The organism is Mesorhizobium sp. M0244 (assembly GCF_040321795.1).
GTDB lineage: Bacteria > Pseudomonadota > Alphaproteobacteria > Rhizobiales > Rhizobiaceae > Mesorhizobium.
In genome coordinates this window covers 26,719-44,772 of the sequence record NZ_JAMYSE010000056.1, presented here as the reverse complement: position 1 = coordinate 44,772, position 18,054 = coordinate 26,719, and the positions used below count along the sequence as shown (strand labels likewise).

The 18,054-nt window shown below is 60.0% G+C and carries 14 protein-coding genes and 5 pseudogenes; 14 read left to right on the top strand and 5 right to left on the bottom strand.

The window, feature by feature from the left end; translation table 11 throughout:
* From NKJ08_RS26310 to NKJ08_RS26300, 3 genes are all read left to right on the top strand, one after another.
* On the top strand, positions 1-497 hold a 497-nt coding region (locus NKJ08_RS26310; protein ID WP_352784083.1), incomplete at its 5' end, for a TCP-1/cpn60 chaperonin family protein.
* Positions 498-932: 435 nt separating this feature from the next.
* A complete protein-coding gene (locus NKJ08_RS26305) occupies positions 933-1,091 on the top strand; it encodes a hypothetical protein (protein ID WP_352492851.1) in 159 nt (52 codons plus the stop codon).
* 827 nt (positions 1,092-1,918) lie between these two features.
* Positions 1,919-3,001 carry an HPP family protein gene (locus NKJ08_RS26300; RefSeq protein ID WP_352784080.1) on the top strand — a complete coding sequence of 361 codons (1,083 nt, stop codon included), beginning with the start codon at positions 1,919-1,921 and terminating at the stop codon, positions 2,999-3,001.
* Positions 3,002-3,116: 115 nt separating this feature from the next.
* Here the strand turns inward: NKJ08_RS26300 and NKJ08_RS26295 are convergent, their stop codons facing one another.
* Both NKJ08_RS26295 and NKJ08_RS26290 read right to left on the bottom strand, forming a co-directional pair.
* Positions 3,117-3,716, bottom strand: coding sequence for a cold-shock protein (locus NKJ08_RS26295; protein WP_352784078.1), 600 nt, complete (start codon positions 3,714-3,716; stop codon positions 3,117-3,119).
* Positions 3,717-3,995: 279 nt separating this feature from the next.
* Positions 3,996-4,208, bottom strand: a pseudogene (locus tag NKJ08_RS26290) (3-methyl-2-oxobutanoate hydroxymethyltransferase); the annotation flags it as partial.
* A 147-nt stretch (positions 4,209-4,355) separates the two neighbouring features.
* On the opposite strand from NKJ08_RS26290, the gene NKJ08_RS26285 reads away from it, so the two are divergent.
* Positions 4,356-5,318, top strand: a complete 963-nt coding sequence (locus NKJ08_RS26285; RefSeq protein ID WP_352469024.1) for an NUDIX hydrolase — start codon at positions 4,356-4,358, stop codon at positions 5,316-5,318.
* A gap of 4 nt (positions 5,319-5,322) precedes the next feature.
* On the opposite strand, the pseudogene NKJ08_RS39090 reads toward NKJ08_RS26285, so the two are convergent.
* Together NKJ08_RS39090 and NKJ08_RS26275 are read right to left on the bottom strand one after the other, a co-directional pair.
* Positions 5,323-5,691: pseudogene (locus tag NKJ08_RS39090) on the bottom strand (transposase); the annotation flags it as partial.
* 570 nt (positions 5,692-6,261) lie between these two features.
* Positions 6,262-6,948 (bottom strand): isopentenyl transferase family protein, encoded by a 687-nt coding sequence (locus NKJ08_RS26275; protein WP_352474847.1) that lies wholly within the window; start codon positions 6,946-6,948, stop codon positions 6,262-6,264.
* Between the two features lie 733 nt (positions 6,949-7,681).
* Between NKJ08_RS26275 and NKJ08_RS26270 the strand changes: the two are divergent.
* Positions 7,682-8,022, top strand: a pseudogene (locus NKJ08_RS26270) (PIN domain-containing protein); the annotation flags it as partial.
* A gap of 227 nt (positions 8,023-8,249) precedes the next feature.
* On the opposite strand, the gene hemN reads toward NKJ08_RS26270, so the two are convergent.
* The gene (gene hemN / locus NKJ08_RS26265) at positions 8,250-9,590 is read right to left on the bottom strand and encodes an oxygen-independent coproporphyrinogen III oxidase (RefSeq protein WP_352784076.1); all 1,341 of its coding nucleotides are present in this window, start codon (positions 9,588-9,590) and stop codon (positions 8,250-8,252) included.
* A gap of 1,044 nt (positions 9,591-10,634) precedes the next feature.
* Between hemN and NKJ08_RS26260 the strand changes: the two genes are divergently transcribed.
* The 9 genes and pseudogenes from NKJ08_RS26260 to glyA all read left to right on the top strand — a co-directional run.
* Positions 10,635-11,795, top strand: coding sequence for a porin (locus NKJ08_RS26260; RefSeq protein WP_352474851.1), 1,161 nt, complete (start codon positions 10,635-10,637; stop codon positions 11,793-11,795).
* Positions 11,789-12,019 (top strand): annotated as a pseudogene (locus NKJ08_RS26255) (bifunctional hydroxymethylpyrimidine kinase/phosphomethylpyrimidine kinase); the annotation flags it as partial. The gene NKJ08_RS26260 and the pseudogene NKJ08_RS26255, both read left to right, overlap by 7 nt.
* Positions 12,020-12,422: 403 nt before the next feature.
* The gene (locus tag NKJ08_RS26250) at positions 12,423-13,955 is read left to right on the top strand and encodes a Fic family protein (protein ID WP_352784073.1); all 1,533 of its coding nucleotides are present in this window, start codon (positions 12,423-12,425) and stop codon (positions 13,953-13,955) included.
* Positions 13,956-14,129: 174 nt separating this feature from the next.
* On the top strand, positions 14,130-14,312 hold the full coding sequence (locus tag NKJ08_RS26245; RefSeq protein ID WP_352784071.1) for a hypothetical protein: 183 nt from the start codon (positions 14,130-14,132) through the stop codon (positions 14,310-14,312).
* Positions 14,313-14,402: 90 nt separating this feature from the next.
* A complete protein-coding gene (locus tag NKJ08_RS26240) occupies positions 14,403-15,158 on the top strand; it encodes a prenyltransferase/squalene oxidase repeat-containing protein (RefSeq protein ID WP_352784068.1) in 756 nt (251 codons plus the stop codon).
* Positions 15,124-15,474 carry a hypothetical protein gene (locus tag NKJ08_RS26235; RefSeq protein WP_352784066.1) on the top strand — a complete coding sequence of 117 codons (351 nt, stop codon included), beginning with the start codon at positions 15,124-15,126 and terminating at the stop codon, positions 15,472-15,474. The genes NKJ08_RS26240 and NKJ08_RS26235 overlap by 35 nt, the downstream gene beginning before the upstream one ends.
* Positions 15,475-15,537: 63 nt before the next feature.
* Positions 15,538-16,326, top strand: a complete 789-nt coding sequence (locus NKJ08_RS26230) for a type I restriction enzyme subunit R domain-containing protein (RefSeq protein ID WP_352784063.1) — start codon at positions 15,538-15,540, stop codon at positions 16,324-16,326.
* A gap of 75 nt (positions 16,327-16,401) precedes the next feature.
* Positions 16,402-16,788: a hypothetical protein gene (locus tag NKJ08_RS26225; RefSeq protein WP_352784061.1), complete on the top strand. Its 387-nt coding sequence runs from the start codon at positions 16,402-16,404 to the stop codon at positions 16,786-16,788.
* An 890-nt stretch (positions 16,789-17,678) separates the two neighbouring features.
* Positions 17,679-18,052 (top strand): annotated as a pseudogene (gene glyA / locus NKJ08_RS26220) (serine hydroxymethyltransferase); the annotation flags it as partial.
* Positions 18,053-18,054 lie beyond the last annotated feature (2 nt).

Sequence of the window (18,054 nt, the reverse complement as noted above, 5' to 3'; positions counted from 1 at the left end):
TGGAAGTCAAGGAAAAGAAGGACCGCGTCGATGACGCCCTCAACGCGACCCGTGCGGCCGTCGAAGAAGGCATCGTTCCCGGCGGCGGCGTCGCACTGCTGCGCGCTTCGCTGAGCATCAAGGCAACCGGCGCCAACTCCGACCAGGCCGCCGGCATCAACATCGTGCGCCGCGCGCTGCAGGCTCCGGCCCGCCAGATCGCGGCCAACGCCGGTGCGGAAGCATCGATCGTTGCCGGCAAGATCCTTGAGAACAAGGGGGCAACCTTCGGCTACAACGCCCAGACCGGCGAATATGGCGACATGATCGCCATGGGTATCGTCGATCCGGTCAAGGTTGTGCGCACGGCTCTGCAGGACGCGGCCTCGGTCGCCGGCCTGCTGGTCACCACCGAAGCCATGATCGCGGAGGCTCCGAAGAAGGAGTCGGCTGGCGGCGGCATGCCGGCTGGTATGCCCGGCGGTGGCATGGGCGGCATGGGCGGTATGGATTTCTAATCCAGCCCCCTATCAACCTACAGCGGAAAGGGCGGCAGCAATGCCGCCCTTTTTTGTGTGCCGAGCATGATCGACAGCTTTAGACGTGCAAGTCCTCTACCCAGCCTGATGGCGGCGAAGCGCAACGGCGTCGTCGTGAGACGGGGTCTGGCCGTGTCCTTTCGTTCAGCCGCTGGTCGAAACTCGTGCTGCCTTCCGCCGTGCCGTCGATCTTTACAGGGCTCAAGGCCTTGCCAACGGCTGGCAGACCCTGGTTGCGGTAGAACTCATTGCATCGTTCGAAAGGCTCCGATACCTGATCGCCTATGGTCGTCAGCTCTTTCAATTGGAACTCGTTCTTTCGGCCATGATCGTGGTCGGCCTGACCGGATTGGGACCCACGGCCTGCTCACGCTTGCCTAAAACCATCTGCAACGCTGGCGTCCGGAGACCCAGATGAGCCTGATCACGATTACAGGTCTGGATAGGCTGTCGCACGGCGCTTCCATCGCACCGCCGCCCTTCCGCTTCATCGGCCGACATCTGCGGCCGCTTGCGGAGCCGATGGCGCTGCTCGCGATTTTGGGAGTTGCTCGCCCATGCCGGCGCTGCTGACCCACGTTTTCTACCGCGGCTGGAAGAGGTGGCGGCCGCGGCATGGCAGAGTTCAGCCGAGGTGGCCTCGGCTCCAATCTTCTGGCGAGCCTGGAACGTGACCTGATCGGTTTCGTGTGTGGCAGTGTGGCGGAATCGCGCTTGGTCCGGCGATCGGATTTTCCCGCCTTATCGAACGCCTGAGAGGCTCGTGGTCGCGGTTGTGTTACCGCTATTACGTGACCTGATCACGTTGACGATGCCAGCACCTTCATTGGCCACTTTCTGGGACCATGTACGTCACATCAGGCTCCCCCGCCCGATCGACACGAGCCGGCTCTGTAACCAAGCCGCCGTCATATGGCGGTTCCACGACGGCACTGGCGGCAGTCGTCTTCTCAGCGGCTACAGGTGGACGTTTCAGCAGCCAACGAATCCGATGGTGGCAAGGACAGGCAGAGCAAGCACCGCGTAGAAGCCGTACTCCGCTGGAGTTCGCCTCGGAAGTGGAGCGACAAGGGCCTGATTTGTCTTGCCATGCCGACACTGTCAGCACGCTTTTCGAAGCCTCTGAATTCCTTAGTGTCCATCCCAGCTCGACCTCCGACCATCCCCATTTCCGGCTGCCCGCGGCACGGCAGCCCTTGGCCTCTAGCTGCGCTCGAGCGGATCAGCGTGCCGTCCGCCTCCTCTGGCTGATCAAAATGTCTGCACCCATTTGGCAATGGCCGCTTCGCGCAAAAGTTTTCCCCCGTGAGCCGACTTTCCGAATTGGCTTAACTTCCAAATCTGTGGCTTTGCCTGCATTGCGGAGCGCGGAGTTCCGACCACTCGCCCAAGGGTATGCCATGGCGTTTCGTCTCTTTGTTCCGATCCTTGCCGGTGCAACGCTGCGCGAGCGGCTGCTCGCCTGCATCGGGGCCATGATCGGCATCGCATTGACTGGCGTGATCAGTGCGCTGGCGAACGGGTCTGGCCCACATGTCGCACTGCTGGTTGCTCCAATGGGAGCATCGGCCGTGCTGCTCTTTGCCGTGCCTTCAAGCCCGCTGGCGCAACCTTGGTCGATTGTCGGTGGCAATACGATTTCGGCGCTGGTCGGGGTGATCGTGGCGCATTTTGTGCATGAACCCGTCCTTGCTACCGGCATTGCGGTGGCGCTGGCGATCGCCGCCATGTCGTTCACGCGCTGCCTGCATCCGCCGGGTGGCGCCGCCGCCTTAACTGCGGTGTTCGGCGGACCGGCCGTCTTCAGCTCGGGCTTGCTGTTTCCCTTCGTTCCGGTAGCGCTGAACTCGATCGTGCTGGTCGCACTCGGCTACGGCATCCATAAACTGTCGCGGCGCAACTATCCGCATGTGGCGGCTCCCGCCCTTAAAAGCGCGCATGGAACCATCGATCCGCCGGCGCGGGAGCGGGTCGGCTTCCAGCCCGAGGATATCGATGCCGCGCTCGGCGCGCTGGAGGAAACCTTCGATATCGACCGCAACGATCTTGAGCGGCTGCTACGGCAGGTCGAGTTGCAGGCGATGGTGCGCTCCCACCGGACCCTGCTGTGCGAGGACATCATGTCGCGCGATGTGATTTCGGTCGATGAACATGCGCCTGCCGACCAGGCGCGTCACTTGCTGCTCGATCACAACATCCGGACGCTGCCGGTGACCGACGCCGAGGGCGGGCTGGTCGGTGTAGTTGGCCTGCGCGAGCTGACGAAGGCGACCGACGCGGTGAGGGCTGTGATGTCGAAGGCTGGCACCGCCTCTCCCGATACGCCGGCCATGAGCCTGCTGCCGGTGCTCACCGACGGCCGCAGCCATGCCGTGGTCATCGTCGATGCCGAGCGACGCATTATTGGGCTGATCACCCAGACCGACCTGCTGGCAGCGGCAGCGCGCGTGCACATGGCGAACACAACGCTGGCAGCGGCATAAAATAGGGATCCGGACTTGCTCAATCCGGGAACCCGATGGGGGCCAATAGGATAGCAGTATGGCGGCCGCCCGACGCTCTCCGGCATCTCCTTCGAGGCGAGCAATGCATCGCCGTCTAGGCAAGGCGAATGCTCCGGACTTCCCAGCCTTTCTTGCCTTGCCCGCCTTCGACAAACACCTTCTGTCCCGCCACCAGCACGCTGAGCCCTGAGCGCGTCAGGGCGGTGGCATGAACGAAGACGTCCTTCTCACCGTTGTCAGGAGCAATGAAGCCGAAGCCCTTTTCGGGTTTGTACCACTTGACCGTGCCCCCGCTCTCCAGCTGCGCACCGGTTTCAACGAAGGTCCCTCCAGCGACGCGCGTATGTGACGGAGTTTTCGAGCGGTGATCGCCGATCTCCAGCACCTGCGCGACTTGATGACCTTTTGGACTTTTTTCGACCGTGATCTTGAGAGGCGTCCCCGCGGCAACATCCCGGCTTCCGGCCGCCTCTAACACTCGCACGTGCAGATAGGCCTCCGTGCCGTCCGACAGTTTGACGAAGCCAAAACCCTTGCTGACTGTGAACCACAATACCTCCGCATCGACAGGATCTGCCGTCACGGGCGGCGGGCGCTGAAAATAGCTTGGCTCGGAAGTCCGTTCCGAAAAGGAAACGGGGTCATCGTCATAGCGATGCCGGCGTGGCTCGCGATGGTCTCGATATTTGCCCATGATCATCTCGACTGGCATGGATGGCGCACTGCGCTACCGTCAAGATAATCTCAATCGGGCGACGCGTTTATGTCAAAAAGGCCGTGAAGGCCGCAGCTGTGCCCGGCCTATCGGCCGAACCCTTTGAAACTAGATTCATTTCCCCTGAAACAATAGTGCCGGCGAGTCGATTTACTGACTCGCATAGGTTGTGTTGGAGTGCGAGTGCGATGATGCTGGCGCGGGCGCACTGGAAGGGCTTTATCAGGCATTGCGGAAAGCCTGCTCCGGGTTTCTTCAAAAGGAACCGAACGGCGGGTCGACGACCATTTGCGCCGGCTCCAGGAGCGCAGGCCTGACCGTGCATGATCATCATCTCCAGCGTCACGCCCAGCGTCGACGCCAAGCCGTGGAGAACCATGCCGCGCTGTCGCCGACGAGAACAACGTCGGAATGTCGATCGACGAGCTTTGAATCGGCGCACTCAATGGGCCTCCTTCCCCAAGCACGGATGTCGCGTTGGCACTTTTTGTGCAGCTGCGAAGAGCTAAAATCGCCACGACAGGTGGTGTTGACGCGCCGACAATTATCAGACAAAAACGGAATTCAATCGGTTCAGCCGCTACGCGGCAGGGGCTCTGCTCAACAACGTCGGAGACCATGGACGATCGCGCAAAAGGGATTAGGAAAGGCGGAGCTGGAGGCAAGGCCAACGACGTCAATGCGGACTTGATCGCCGTTGTGGTCGCCATGGACAGCAGCGCCCCCTGCGTTCTGACCATCCCGCAGGCAAACGCCCTGCCCTCGGGCCCGTTCGAGCTTGCTCACCGTTCGCTGCAGTCGGGCCTCAGGGGATGGGTGGAACAACAGACCGGCCAGCCGCTCGGCTATATCGAACAGCTCTACACCTTCGCCGATCGCGACAGGGTTGGCGCTGACGACCGCGTGGTCTCTATCAGCTATCTGGCGCTCACCCACCAAGACGAAGCTGGCGACCCGGCCGGGCGACACTGGGGAAGCTGGTACGACTATTTCCCGTGGGAGGATCACCGCTCCGGCACACCGGCGGTCGTGTTGGACGAATTGCGGCCGCGCCTGATGGAATGGGCGGATGGCACTGACGACGGTACGACACGCCTCGACCGACGACGGCGGGCGGCGATCGCCTTCGGCTTTGACGACCGCCATTGGAACGAGGAACTCGCGCTTCAACGTTATGAGCTGCTCTACGAAGCCGCCCTGGTGGAGGAAGCAATACGCGCCGGACATTCCGCTGCGCCCACCTCGGTCTCGGGCAGATCGATGATCGCCGATCATCGTCGCATCCTGGCGACCGGCATTGCGCGGCTGCGCTCCAAGATCAAATACCGGCCGGTCGTATTCGAACTGATGCCGCCGGTCTTCACGCTTTTGCAGCTGCAGCGCACCGTGGAGGCGCTTGCCGGCAGGCTCGTACGTAAGCCGAACTTTCGCCGGCTAATCGAGCAGCAGGAGCTGGTCGAGGAAACCGGTGAGACAACCGCAGAAACCGGCGGCCGGCCGGCGCAACTTTATCGCTTCCGTCACGCCGTTCTCGACGAGAGGGTGATAGCCGGAACAAAATTGCCGCTCTCGCGGGCTTGACCCGCCTTGCGCCAGCAGCCCTGACGATTTCGCGGATGGCTTGGCCCTTGTGAGAACCGGGATTGTCGAGAATGACGATGTCGCCCGGCTTCAGTGTTTTGTTGAGTTCGGTTTCGACATAGACGCGAAAGGCCTGCGTATTGATGGGTCCGTCAATGACCCAAGGCGCCTCCACCCGATCCTGCCGCAGCGGGGTGATGAAGGTCATCGTCTTCCAATGGCCATATGGTGCGTGGGCCATCAGCCGCTTGCCGCGCACACCCCAGCCGCGCAACGGCGCCATGTTGGTCTTGACCCATGTTTCATCCAGGGAGACCAGGCGCGTAGGGTCAATGCGGGTCTGATAGCGCATCCATTGCGCACGCCCGCGCATCAGCTTTGGCTTGAGCTGCTCGGCCAGCAGAACGGTTTTTTTGAAGCTCTTGCCCTCGCGGTGCAGGAAGCGACCGACGCTCGCAGGAGACCACGTTCAGCCAGTGCCGCCGTCAATTGATGAAGCGTCATGTTGGCATCTCGCTCAACCTCGCCCAGGACGAAAGCACGGTGCTCCCCGTCGATCAGATAGGGCCGATGACCACCCATCTTGCCGGGTGCCGCACTGCCACGGCGACGCTTGCGGCCTCGGGCGTTTCCTGGGCGAAGGCGGTGGCGATGAAAGCCGAGACGACGCCACAGACTGGGCTGGCGGATAGTAGTTCGCGAGTCAGCCACGGTAGCGGTCGCTACGAAGCGCGCAGCACTTTGTCATCGGTACATTCCGTCCCATGCCTGAAATGAGCAGTGCAGCCATGTCGCCTCCTCCGCAGTCACCGTGGCGAAAGCAATCCTTCCGCTGCCACACGGACCTAATGTCGCCTGGCACTAGCTTGCTTCAGCAAACCACTTAGCGCAATTCTCAGGAGCTACCGTGCCCGCATCGCAGGCGAGGTCCGGGGAGGCTTGCTCACTCAGTTTGCCATTCTGGAAAGTCGCGTTCTTGCCAACGCGCATATTCGAGATATTCTCTCGCAATCGCCTCTACAAGATCTTGTTGGAGCTCTTTGCGAAGGCACGGCATTTCGCTGATTGCCAAGCTGTGCTCTCTCGCAAAATGAATGGCGCAACGATATCCGTCAACGTCTTCCAAAGTGGGACGGACTGCATCTTCCTTCCACTGATCCGCAAGTTCCTGCAGCAATGAAGGTTGTCCTTCTCTCGTGACAAACATGTCTGTGACCCGACGCTTGGCTCTCTCCAGAAAGGCGTCCGAGTTGCCGAGCCGCAACCGCCTTACATGCCACCGAAAAGCGCCATCCCAATGCTGACTTCGCGCCATTAAATTGAGAAGGGAGATCGAACCGCCTTCGAGGATGAGCCCCGGCTGGGAACTACGCTCATCCACTTGCATTATCAGCTTACGATGGGCGGTCTCGGCGTCGATGATGCCCGCGGTTAGCGGGCGCGAATCCAAGTAGATCCGCTGGGTAGATTGCAGTTCGGAATCCGAGGGACGCCCGCTGCCGGTGGCGATTTGAGGACAGCATTGTACACGATCCAGCGCAATGACCGGCCATCCGGTCTCTCGTGCAATTTGGATTGCCGCGTCTGTTTTGCCGCTGCAGGTCGGCCCGTAAATCAAATAGATTAGCATGTGTATGCCGCTTAGTTTATCGGAACTAACCGCCCCCAAGCACAAGATACTCGGTAGGCTTTCACCGGACTTGTCGCAAACATTTTGACAAGCGGCGATTATGCCCTGAAACGACGCCATTTTCGAACTTTGTGAAGTCCGAAAGGGCGCAAGCAGCCCGTTCTGGTCGTTCAGTCCAGTCACCAACGCCTCTGTTTGACGTTTGACGACGGTCCACTTTGCACATCTCATGCCGACTGTGACGCAACGCGGCACCGCAGGATGGTGACCTCGTTGTCTCCGGCAAAAGATCCTTGCGCGTCTTGGGTTAATCGAGGCGGCGGCGCACGGGCGCCTTATTGTCTCGGAACATGGCCAGGAAGGCGGCTGATCAACAAAAGTGGAAGACGGTGTCCCGACGACCTCACCGATTTGTGAGGCGACCGAGGATCTGCCCGACATCGTCGATCTCGTCCTCGAGGTGGGCCGTGTGCCGGCCGCGCCGCCAAAGCCTCCTCCCCTGCCGGTCCGGCTGGAAGCCTCGTCGAAACGGCACAGGAGTACACCAAAGCCGCCAGCGCGCAAACACACAGACCGCCGGCGCCAAGGATTTGGCGCTTTTTGCGTGGCGTCCGCTCCGATCTTCCGGAAGGGGAGCTGGCTGCTGTTTTCTGGGCACTCGCTGCGCATCGCCGCTGCGCAACGCCGAACTGGACATCGAGCGGCTACGCGATGAACCGCATGGTCTGCCATTGTGAGGCTCTTGCTCGACACTAATGGCCTCTCCGAGGTGACGAGGCCGAGCCCTGACGCGCGCGTGCTGGAATGGATGACGGGCTCGATGAAGATCGCTCATTTATCAGCGTTGTGTCGATCGCCGAGATCCGGCGCGGCGCTGCCCTCATGGACAAAGGTCGGAAACGTGACGCACTGGCCGGATGGCTCGCCCGGGACCTGCCGCAGCGCTTCGAGCCGAGAGTCCTGCCCGTGGACGAACTGGTTGCCCTGGCCTGGGGCGACCTGACGGGCCTCGCGAAGCGGCGTGGCCGCGGTCTGTCATCGATGGACGGGCTGATTGCAGCCACCGCGATTTCCTGACCCATCACATGGCGGGGATATTCATGCGCTGACCGCGAAACACCCAGATGCCCCGCACCTACCGCGATCAATATGGAAACGCCTCGGTGGCAGCCACGAGGTCGATGTCATTGAAGATGAGATGAAATAGGCGGATCAGCTCTGCTTTTCGCATCCTTGACGCGCGCTTCATGACAGGCCTCGGCCGAGGGCGTCGAGTTTAGCTTCCGGTTGGATGCTTGCCCTCACCTGTGGCGATGCTTACGGCCATCCCGATCGAGAAAAGCATCGAACGCGGCAGCGACAGCGCGAATTACAAAGCGATGCTCCCGCCGTACGCGGACAAAACCGTTTTCGAGGTCCACTATCCCGTCCTCGGCCAGCATCGCCAAGCGTTCAGCTGAATCGAGAAGACGGATCGGATCAGATCCGTGGGCGGCACAGATTGCCTGCACATCGGCCTCGAGATCGCACATTAGTCGCTCGATAATTGCGGCTCGCACGCGGTCGTCGTCGGTGAGGCGATAGCCCTTTGACGTCGCCAGACGGCCAGCTGCGATGTGCTGGATGTAGGAATCCCGTGTAACTTCGTTTTGGACGTACCCCTCGCCGACGCGGCCGATAGCCGACGCGCCGAAACCGATCAGGGTTCTGCAGGTGGTGGCCGAGTAGCCCAGCGAGTTACGCCGCAGGCGACCCGTTTTCTGTGCCAGCGCGAGCTCGTCGTCCGGCAAGGCGAAATGGTCGAGCCCGATCTCGCGGTAGCCGGCGGCAATCAGCGTCGCGGCCACGGCCGCATACTGTTCGGCCCGGGCAGCGCTGCCCGGAAGAACTGCCTCCTCGATGAGGCGCTGATTCTTTATAAGCGACGGGATGTGCGCATAGCCGAACACCGCAAGCCGGTCGGGGCGCATTGCGACCGCCGCCCTCGCGGTCTCGACGCAGGACTGCACCGTTTGATGCGGGAGACCGAAGATGAGGTCGAAGTTGATGCGGCTTACTCCATTCCGGCGCAGCATTTCCACGGCAGCCGACGTCTGCGCCTCACTCTGAACCCGGTTGATTGCTTTTTGAACAATGGGATCGAAGCTCTGCACGCCGAGACTCACACGGTTCACGCCGGCTGCTCCTAAGGCCTCGGCCATGTCGGCCGTGAACGTGCGCGGATCAATCTCGACGGCAACCGTAGCTGTTTTCGTGAGAGCGAAGCGGCGTCGCAGGAACTCCATCAGAGCCAGGAACTCGGCTGGTCCTATGAGAGACGGCGTTCCGCCGCCGAAATGCATGTCGCTCACGGGCAGCGTCTGCGGCGCTCGCTCCGAGACCAAACGGATCTCGTCACGCAGGGCCGCCAGATAGTTGAGGATCGGCGCATCATGGCGGGTGATGGTGGTGGGGAAGCCACAATACCAGCAAGCTGATCGGCAGAACGGAACGTGGAAATAGAGCGACACCGGATCGTCAGCCGGCAGGTTCCTGAGCCATTCCTCATAAGCCTCGGCGCCGACCGCCCCAGAGAACTCTGACACAGTCGGATAGATAGTGTACCAAGGCAGGCTGGCCTCGCGATATTTTGTGGTCTGCAACAGTTACCGTCCCATGCTGATAACCGCCAACCTTACCGCTGCGCTCGCCTGTGTCTTTGCGCTATGTCAGTCCGTTCCGCTTTGGGCTCGAAACTTGTATTTCTCAGCAATAGCGGCCGTTCAGTCTTGGCTGGACGGTCAGCGACTGGCCATGGCTGTTCCCGCCGCGACCCTCACGAGCACCGTTTGGTTCCACCATCCCTTCCCTTCAGCCTGCGCCTGGTCGAGTAGATTCTGCTGAGCGCGGCTGCCGCATCCAACGAGATAACACGGCGTTGGACCAGACTTTGCTCGCCAGCTAGCGCAGCCCCATAGTGATCTCTGGCATCTCGATGAGCTCGTTGTGTGAATTGCTGGCAAGAAGCATTAGCTGTGGCGCGCCGTCTATCAGGACGAGAGGCTGCTCGACGCGACCGTCAGGTCGGCCGCAATGCCAAGGCCGGCGCGCCTACTGACTCCGTGGTGGAGGCAAGGCTGCGCGTCAGCGCGTGATTACCGATCATCGCGCTCGCCAAAATGACGGCGTCGTACCGAGCGGTGCCGCCGCATGATGTCTCAACGTCGGGGCTCACAGCAAACAAAGCTGTCGCCATTGAACGAAACTGTCGCGAAGCGAACAGACGAACCGTAGCCGAAACGTCTGCCGTTCGTGCTTGGATTGATCCGCAAGGCAAAAAGGAAGGAAGAGCGAACCAAGGTCCGCCGGCACACTTGAGCTTCAAGCCGCAGCTGCGTCGTCAGGATGGCACGTCATTTGCAGTAGAAGCCTTTGTGACGGCCCGCCCACAACTAGCGGAGATGACGGGGATGATTTGTACAGAAATGTTGGATGGCGTCGTTTCGGCGATTATTATATTTGTAATAACAATCGCATATTTGTAACAATAACACCCAACCATATTCTCAATTTCTGATGAATATCTGGCGTGACGAGCGCATCAAAACTGCTCAAATTCAACTCACTGCGCATCGTTATCGACTGTTCCCTTAGCAAGAGTTCATCACTGACGTCCATTCCTTTTACTCTTTGAACGGAGATCAACAATGAACATTAGGAGCCTCCTCCTCGGCTCAACTGCGGCACTGATTGCCGTTTCCGACGCTCGCGCCGTGACCGCCGTTGCCGAGCCTGACCCGACTGAGTACGTTAAAGTCTGCGACGTCTACGGCTCGGGCTACGTCTACATTTCAGGCACTGAGACCTGCGTGCGCATCGGCGGCTATGTCCGTTACGACGTCGGCTTGGGCCATGTCGGATTGGTTGATCACGCAAGAACCTCGGATGTGAGGACTGGTGAGCATCAGGGCACATGGCAAAACAACACGCGCTTCACATTGAAAACTTGGACCGGCCAGGAGACCGAACTCGGCACGTTGAAGACCTACACCGAAACCCGCATGAACTTCGGCAACCGCCACACTTCGGTTTCGGACAGTTCTCGGTCCCATGCCTTCAACGGAGACAGCACCTTGACGTTCGCCTGGATTCAGCTTGGTGGCCTCCGAGTTGGTAAGGACTGGTCGGCCTTCGACATGTTTATTGGCGGCGCGGGTGACGTACTCAACCAGACGCCGGTTCCGTACGGCGCTTTCGATACCAATGTGGTTCAGTACTACTTCGACGCCGGGAACGGCTTTTCGGCCGTGGTTTCGCTCGAAGAAGGCTCGGGCGTGGTCGGCACAATCGACAGCTACGCACCGCACGTAGTCGGCGGCTTGAAATACACACATGGCTGGGGCGCGATCACCGGCGTTGCCGCTTATGATAGCAACTACGAATCGGTGGCCGCCAAGGTCCGTGTCGACATCAATGTCACCAACGAACTGTTGCTGTTCGGAATGCTCGGCTACGGTTCCAACGGCAAGCTCAACGACGACTCCACGAACGCCATCGACGCTCATGGTCGCGGCTTCTATAAGAGTTGGGGCGGGAACTGGGCTTTCTGGGCTGGCGCCACTTACAAGCTCAACGAGACAACTTCGTTCAACCTTCAGCTCTCCGGTGATCAGCTCAAGAACCATGGTGTCGCTGCAAACGTCGCCTATGCGTTTCTTCCAGATTTCACAGTTACGGCGGAACTCGACTATGGCCGATACGGTAACTTCGCCGTCGGCAAGGTGGACGGCGCTTCCAACATGAATTGGACCAACGCCAACAAGAAGAGCAGTGTCGGCGGAATCCTGCGTTTCGAACGCTCATTCTAACGGATGAAAGGGCGCTGACGCAGGCATCGCATGTACTTGTCGTCGGCGGATCGGACTCCAGTGGGGGTGCCGGAATCGCGCGCGATATCGAGACGCTCTCCTCCATGGGCGTGCGCAGCTGCCTTGCCGTCACTGCGGTGATGGTGCAAACACACGACAGCGTCACGGACATCCTTCATCTGCAACCCGGTCTGGTGGCCGATCAGATGCGTGCAGCGATCTCGCGGGCGTCGCGGCGTAGTGAGCGCGGGCGCGGCCGTGATGATCGTGGCGAGAGGGAGAGGTAAGGAGCGTCTTTCCTTTGAGAATTCGCGTTTACGGGTACCCACGATGCACAACGGGCGAGTTTTTCAAAGAGGCGCGTCCTCCTTCGAAGCGCTTCGGAGGGCCAGGCTCTAGGCTCGCCCCGAGCCCCTGCGTAGCCTGCGGGGGAGCTGGGTCTCGGCCCATCCGGGTAACGATCCTTCGCGCGGCTATGGAAACGATCGCATTTGCCGATTATCGCATAAAAAACTTGTTATCGCACGACTTAAAAAACTTGCAACTCCACAGCATCATTGACTTGTCGCCTATTAGCACTATATACTTGTAATCGCACAGCTATAAAAAAGTTGCAAAGGCACGGCCATGGCCAATCCCCATGAAAAACTCGCTGTATCACTGGCCGTCCTCAAAGAGCTGCAGGAGGGTGGGCGGCGCATATTCAAATCAGATGAGCTGACCCGCGTCCACCGGGAGCGGCTGCTGCAGAACGGGTTCCTGCGCGATGTTATCAAAGGCTGGCTCATGTCGACCGGCCCGCAGGCACGGCAGCAAGACACCACCCCTTGGTACGCGAGCTTCTGGGAGTTCTGCTGCCTTTACTGCAATGACCGGTTCGGCAAGGACTGGTTCCTCTCACCGGAGCAGTCGCTGCTTCTGCACGCGGAAGCGCCCACTATTCCGCCTCAGGTGGTGGTGAACACCCCCAAAGGCACGAATAACAAAATCGACCTGCTGTTCGGCACTTCGCTCTATGACCTCAAGGTCAAGGAGATGCCGGCCGAACTGACAGAGAAAAACGGCCAGCGCGTGTTCACTGTCGAGGCCGCCCTTACCCGGGTGCCGGAAGCGTTCTTCCGGCGCGCCCCTATCGAGATGCAGATCGCCATGGCGTCGGTGCGCGACGTATCAACCGTTCTGGCCCTGCTGCTTGATGGCGGCCATTCCGCCGTGGCGGGACGGCTTGCGGGGGCCTTCCGTCGCGTAGGACGCGACTCCTTTGCCGATGAAATCGTGGCCGCCTTCAAAGCCGCCGGCTATGACGTGCGCGAATCCGATCCGTTCGCGGGACAAATTGGAGTGACAACTATTGCGGCGGGCGTACCGCCGTTGGTCGCCCGCCTGCGCGCGATCTGGCAATCGCAGCGCGAAGCCATCATCGAGATATTCCCGAAGGCACCCGGACTGCCGTCCGACAAAGACGCCTATATGAAGTTCGTCGAGGATATCTACGAAAGCGACGCCTACCATTCGCTGTCGATAGAAGGGTACAGCGTCACCCCGGAACTCATCGACCGGGTGCGCGAGGGGAGCTGGAATCCGGAGATTGATGAAGAGGACCGCAAGAACCGAGATGCGCTTGCCGCGCGTGGCTACTACCTCGCATTCCAGAAGGTCAAAGACTCTGTTGCCGCGATCATCAACGGCAAGCCAGCCGGCGCGTTGACGCGGGACACTCACCGGGAGTGGTACCGGGAGCTGTTCGCGCCGTCAGTGACCGCCGGCATCCTCAAAGCCAGCGCGCTTGCGGGATATCGCAATCACCCTGTGTACCTGCGCGGCTCGCAGCACGTGCCGCCGCGTACCGAAGCGGTGGCCGATGGTATGAATGAGCTGTTCGACCTGCTGGAGGCGGAGAAGGACGCCTCCGTGCGTGCCGTGCTGGGGCATTGGCTTGTGGGCTATGTGCACCCCTATCCGGACGGCAACGGACGAATGGCGCGGTTCCTCATGAACGCGATGCTGGCTTCAGGCGGTTACCCCTGGACAGTCGTCAGAGTCGATGACCGGAAGGCCTACCTCGCAGGGCTGGAGGAGGCGAGCGGCAATATGAATGTGAAAACGTTCGCCGCCTTTCTCGGCGAACGGGTGAAGTGGTCTATGGAGAAGGCGGCGTGAGGTCGGTGGTGTGCCATGTTTAACTTGCTTGTCTCGGGCCACGCGAGTGGTGGGAAACGCCGCCGTTCACGTCAACCATTGACCGGTTCAAGGAATCTAGCGGCGCCGAGGCCGAGGCTATCGACCTCGCGCCCTGAAACATTGCGCCGGCTGGAGGAAATCCCGGCGCTTTTGATGTACGAAGTCGGGGCGGGAGGCCCGCACGTGCGCGTGGTCCGGCACAGCCGCATACGCAATATCGTTCGGCGCGGACACGAACTGGCCTTCACCTTCGAGCCCGATCCGAAACATGCCTTTCTCGACCGGTCAGCGGTGTTGAGAATTGCGGACCGGCTGGGCATTCAACAGTTCGAATAGCACCGTACGCACTGGGCGATCAAGGATGGTGACATTCCGGCCGAGCTGATTGCCACCAGCACCGCTGAACGGGCTCAGCGCACCGTTGCCGTGGTTGCGGCAGAATATGTAGAAGCGCGCCGCGAGGGACGAAGGAGAGAAGCTGCCGAACTGGCCGAAGAACTGGAGGATTTTCCTCCCTCGCTGGAGAAAGCACTGTCGCTCGTGCCGGCGCGTATCCTTCAGCAGCCGACACCCGAATTATACCCGATCCTTGGAATAGAGCCCCGCACGCCCGAAGGCCGCAACGCCGTCGTGGCCGTCGTCGCAAGGGATCACAATGGGCAGGACTTGCCTGCCGACTGGTCTTATTCGCTGGCGTGGTTCCTGGACCTTTACGGCAGCGCGACGGAAGCAGGGCGCCTTGACGGCGCGCTGGCCGAATGCGCAACGCATATGATCGCGCTCGGCACTGGCGAGGGAGAAGCTGCCGCCCCGGTTGAAGATATCGGCTACGCACTCTGGCGCTGTTCGCGAAGCCCGAAACTTATCGGCGATCTGCGCCGGGAAATTGCGGTCCTGACTGATCGCCTCGTGCGCCGCCAGGAGGGTGGGGGCTACTGGAATGAAACTAGAGAAGGGGTTCCCCGGCCCGGCCTGCGCGCCACGGCCCTTGCGACAGTCGCCCTTCAGCGGCTTGGCGATGACCGCTACCACGACGCAATTCGGAAGGCCGTGTCATGGCTGATCACACAAGTTATTCCTGGACACAGGCGCGCTTCCGCGCGACGCGGGCGACGACGATCCCGAGGTCATCGCCACGACACTCGCGATGGAGGCTATTCGCCGGTCCGATTTTGTCGATGACGTGCCCCACGTGCTGGCGGCTGGAGATGCCTGGCTGGTCTCCGGTCAGACCGTGCTGGGAGGCTGGCAGGCAGAGCCGTGGGCAGAGGATTTTGTCTTGGTGCGGCGCGACTTCTTCCGCAAGGCAGAAGAGCTGCAGCTGGAAGGCGGCGCCAATAATCGGCGGCTTGCTGCCATAGCGACCGTGCATGCTGTGGAAATGTTCCTCTATGGGCTGTTTGAGCGGCGGGAAGATTTGGCGCTGTCAGCCTTCCGCGAAAACGGCACTGAGACGCTCGGCCCCCGGACAGCGCCTGGGTTCAGAGGACAAAATTGATCAGTGGTTCGATGCCAAAACCAAGGCCCTGAATGACTGGCAAAGGGATGAGCTAAAAAAGAAATGGGGCACGATGTAAAACGTGCTCAGCTCGCGATCCCGCATGGATCGTGTCGTCAGCGACATCGTCTTCGATTTCAGCGTGAAGCCCCGCCTGTCAAGCGAACGCGGCAACGCAATTCTCGTCGCCTCCAGCATCTACGAAGCCTGCAAGTACTTCGAGCTTTTTCAAAAGACCCGTTCCGCAACAAGTGCGCCCTGATCAAATCGTACAATCCGAATGCGCAGGACATCACAAAGGAAGGGACGGGCGCCAACACCGATACCGACCGGCAGGTCATTTACAACACCTACACCGAGTTGCTGAAGGGCGTTGAGGCCAAGGGCGGTTTGTCCAAAACCGAGGTGTACGAGGAGGCGGCCAAGGCTCTTTTCACCAAGGAGCCGGCGAACATGAAGCTGCTGGTGGTCGTCGACAAGCTGCTCACAGCTTTCGATGCGCTGCACCTATGTCTACATAGACTGACGTCTATGCAGGACCACGGCCTGTTCCAAGCGATTTGCCGGACCAATCGGGAGGACAAGGATTTCGGTTATATCGTCGCCTACAAGGGCCTGTTCAAGAAGATTGAGAATGCGATCGCGGTCTATACGTCGGAACTTGATCATTCCGACGACGGGCCGGCTCCGGATGTGCTGCTCAAGGACCGTCTGAAAAAAGGAAAAGAATGTCTCGATCAAGCCCTGGAACGCATTGTCCTGCTTTGCGAGCGTGTGGAGCCGCCGAAAGGAGAACTGGAATACATCCACTTCTTCTGCGGCAACACCGAAATCGCGTCAGACCTTAAATAGCGCGAACCTCAGCGCGCGGCCCTGTACAAGGCAACCGCAGGGCTGCTGCGGGCGTATGCTAATATCGCGGATGAAATGGATGCCGCAGGCTACAACAACGCCCACGTTGCCCGCATCAAGAAACAGGTCGAGCATTACCTGAATGCGCGGGACACTGTGCGTCTGGCCAGCAACGAAAGCCTCGATCTGAAGGCCTACGAGGCTGATATGCGGCACTTGATCGACACATTTTTCAAAGCCGATGAGCCTCGCAAAATCTCACCATTCGACGGCATGAGCCTCCTTGAGCTCAGCTCGTTTGGGAGGACGTGCTGGACGATAGGGTCACCATTCCCCGCAAAATCAAGCAGTCCAGCGAGCGTAAAATCCAGGATCAAGCTGACCGCACATGGAATCTTCTCACTACGCTTTACTACAAGGGGACAGGCCGTATCCCTTGGCGCCGGAAGAAGATCGGATTGAAAGTGAACTTTCTTTGTCATCTTTGCATCACGGTCAGTCTGCTCGAGATTGACCGCTGCAAACCGGGAGCACGAGCGGGCTGGGCAAACGTTGCAACAGATCCTTCAAGGAAATTCATTGACTCTTAGCAACTCCGGTTCGCTGTGAATGGTAGGCTTATTGCAACGTCTGAGGTCAGTGGGGTCCAAACCGTGGCGCCGCTTATTCTCCGACCCGCCGAACTGCGTGCAATTTCGGCTAAAGGCAATGGCAAGAAGAGCGCCCATCTTGTTTGTTCGACACAGCCATATCGGCTCAAAACAGTATCTTCACGGCCACCGACATTGTCCGGTCGGTGGACAATCAACCATATAATTTGGTTCGAAAGCCGCAACATCTGTGGAGAACGCGAAATGACAAATTCAGTAGGACGAGTGCCTAGGCTTTCCAAGTGGCTTGGTCCTGACCAATGCTGACACTGGTCAGTCGCCTACGGACGGCAGCGCATTTAGATCGCCTTCGAATCCTAGGTCTTTGCGCGCACGCGGACCTAACTGTCTGCCAGCTAGCGGAGATTCTGGGTCTGCGTCGTGAGCACGTTGTACGACACGTCCGGCTGCTGGCCAGAGCCGACTTTCTTTACTGCAACGAACAACGCCCGTGGTGCTCGTACCATCTCAAAGCAGCAGGTAAGGACGGCGGGCTGGTTCAGTTGTTGGTTGATCTCCTGCCCCACAGCGATGGCTATCACAAACGAGACCTTCAACGGCTCGAAGCGACACAAGACGCGCCGTCGAAGGGGATCGCATGCTTGACCGTGAAATAGATCCAATTGGAGCGCGAAACCACCATGGACAACTCCGCCGACGGCGCCATCGCGCCGCCCGACACTTGCGGACGGTCTCGCTTGGCGGCCTCTGGCCCACGCGCTTCTGGACCGAGGTTATGACCTGGTCACCGGGGGCACTGACAATCACATGCTGATCCTTGATCTTCGCGATCGACCACTATCAGGCAAGGCCTATGCCGAGCGGTTAGCGCAGGCAGGCATCATTACGAACTTTAAATGGTGCCTGGCGACCCGCGGGATCCGGCGGTCACAAGCGGAATTCGCTTGGGGTCGCCAGCAGTGACGTCCATCGGCATGCGCGATGTGGAAATGGTGCAAATTGCTGGCTTCATTGACTGCGTCCTCCGGCGGCCTGATGACGAAGATCTCCATGCCTGCGTGCGAAGAGACGTTGCCGATTTGTGCGCTGCGTTCGAGGTCCCGGGGATCACCAACAG

Coding starts and splice junctions, on each gene's coding strand:
- NKJ08_RS26305 (WP_352492851.1), top strand. CDS start 933: ATGAGCCTGATCACGATTACAGGTCTGGATAGGCTGTCGCACGGCGCT.
- NKJ08_RS26300 (WP_352784080.1), top strand. CDS start 1,919: ATGGCGTTTCGTCTCTTTGTTCCGATCCTTGCCGGTGCAACGCTGCGC.
- NKJ08_RS26295 (WP_352784078.1), bottom strand. CDS start 3,716: ATGGGCAAATATCGAGACCATCGCGAGCCACGCCGGCATCGCTATGAC.
- NKJ08_RS26285 (WP_352469024.1), top strand. CDS start 4,356: ATGGACGATCGCGCAAAAGGGATTAGGAAAGGCGGAGCTGGAGGCAAG.
- NKJ08_RS26275 (WP_352474847.1), bottom strand. CDS start 6,948: ATGCTAATCTATTTGATTTACGGGCCGACCTGCAGCGGCAAAACAGAC.
- NKJ08_RS26260 (WP_352474851.1), top strand. CDS start 10,635: ATGAACATTAGGAGCCTCCTCCTCGGCTCAACTGCGGCACTGATTGCC.
- NKJ08_RS26250 (WP_352784073.1), top strand. CDS start 12,423: ATGGCCAATCCCCATGAAAAACTCGCTGTATCACTGGCCGTCCTCAAA.
- NKJ08_RS26245 (WP_352784071.1), top strand. CDS start 14,130: ATGTACGAAGTCGGGGCGGGAGGCCCGCACGTGCGCGTGGTCCGGCAC.
- NKJ08_RS26235 (WP_352784066.1), top strand. CDS start 15,124: ATGGAGGCTATTCGCCGGTCCGATTTTGTCGATGACGTGCCCCACGTG.
- NKJ08_RS26230 (WP_352784063.1), top strand. CDS start 15,538: ATGGGGCACGATGTAAAACGTGCTCAGCTCGCGATCCCGCATGGATCG.
- NKJ08_RS26225 (WP_352784061.1), top strand. CDS start 16,402: ATGGATGCCGCAGGCTACAACAACGCCCACGTTGCCCGCATCAAGAAA.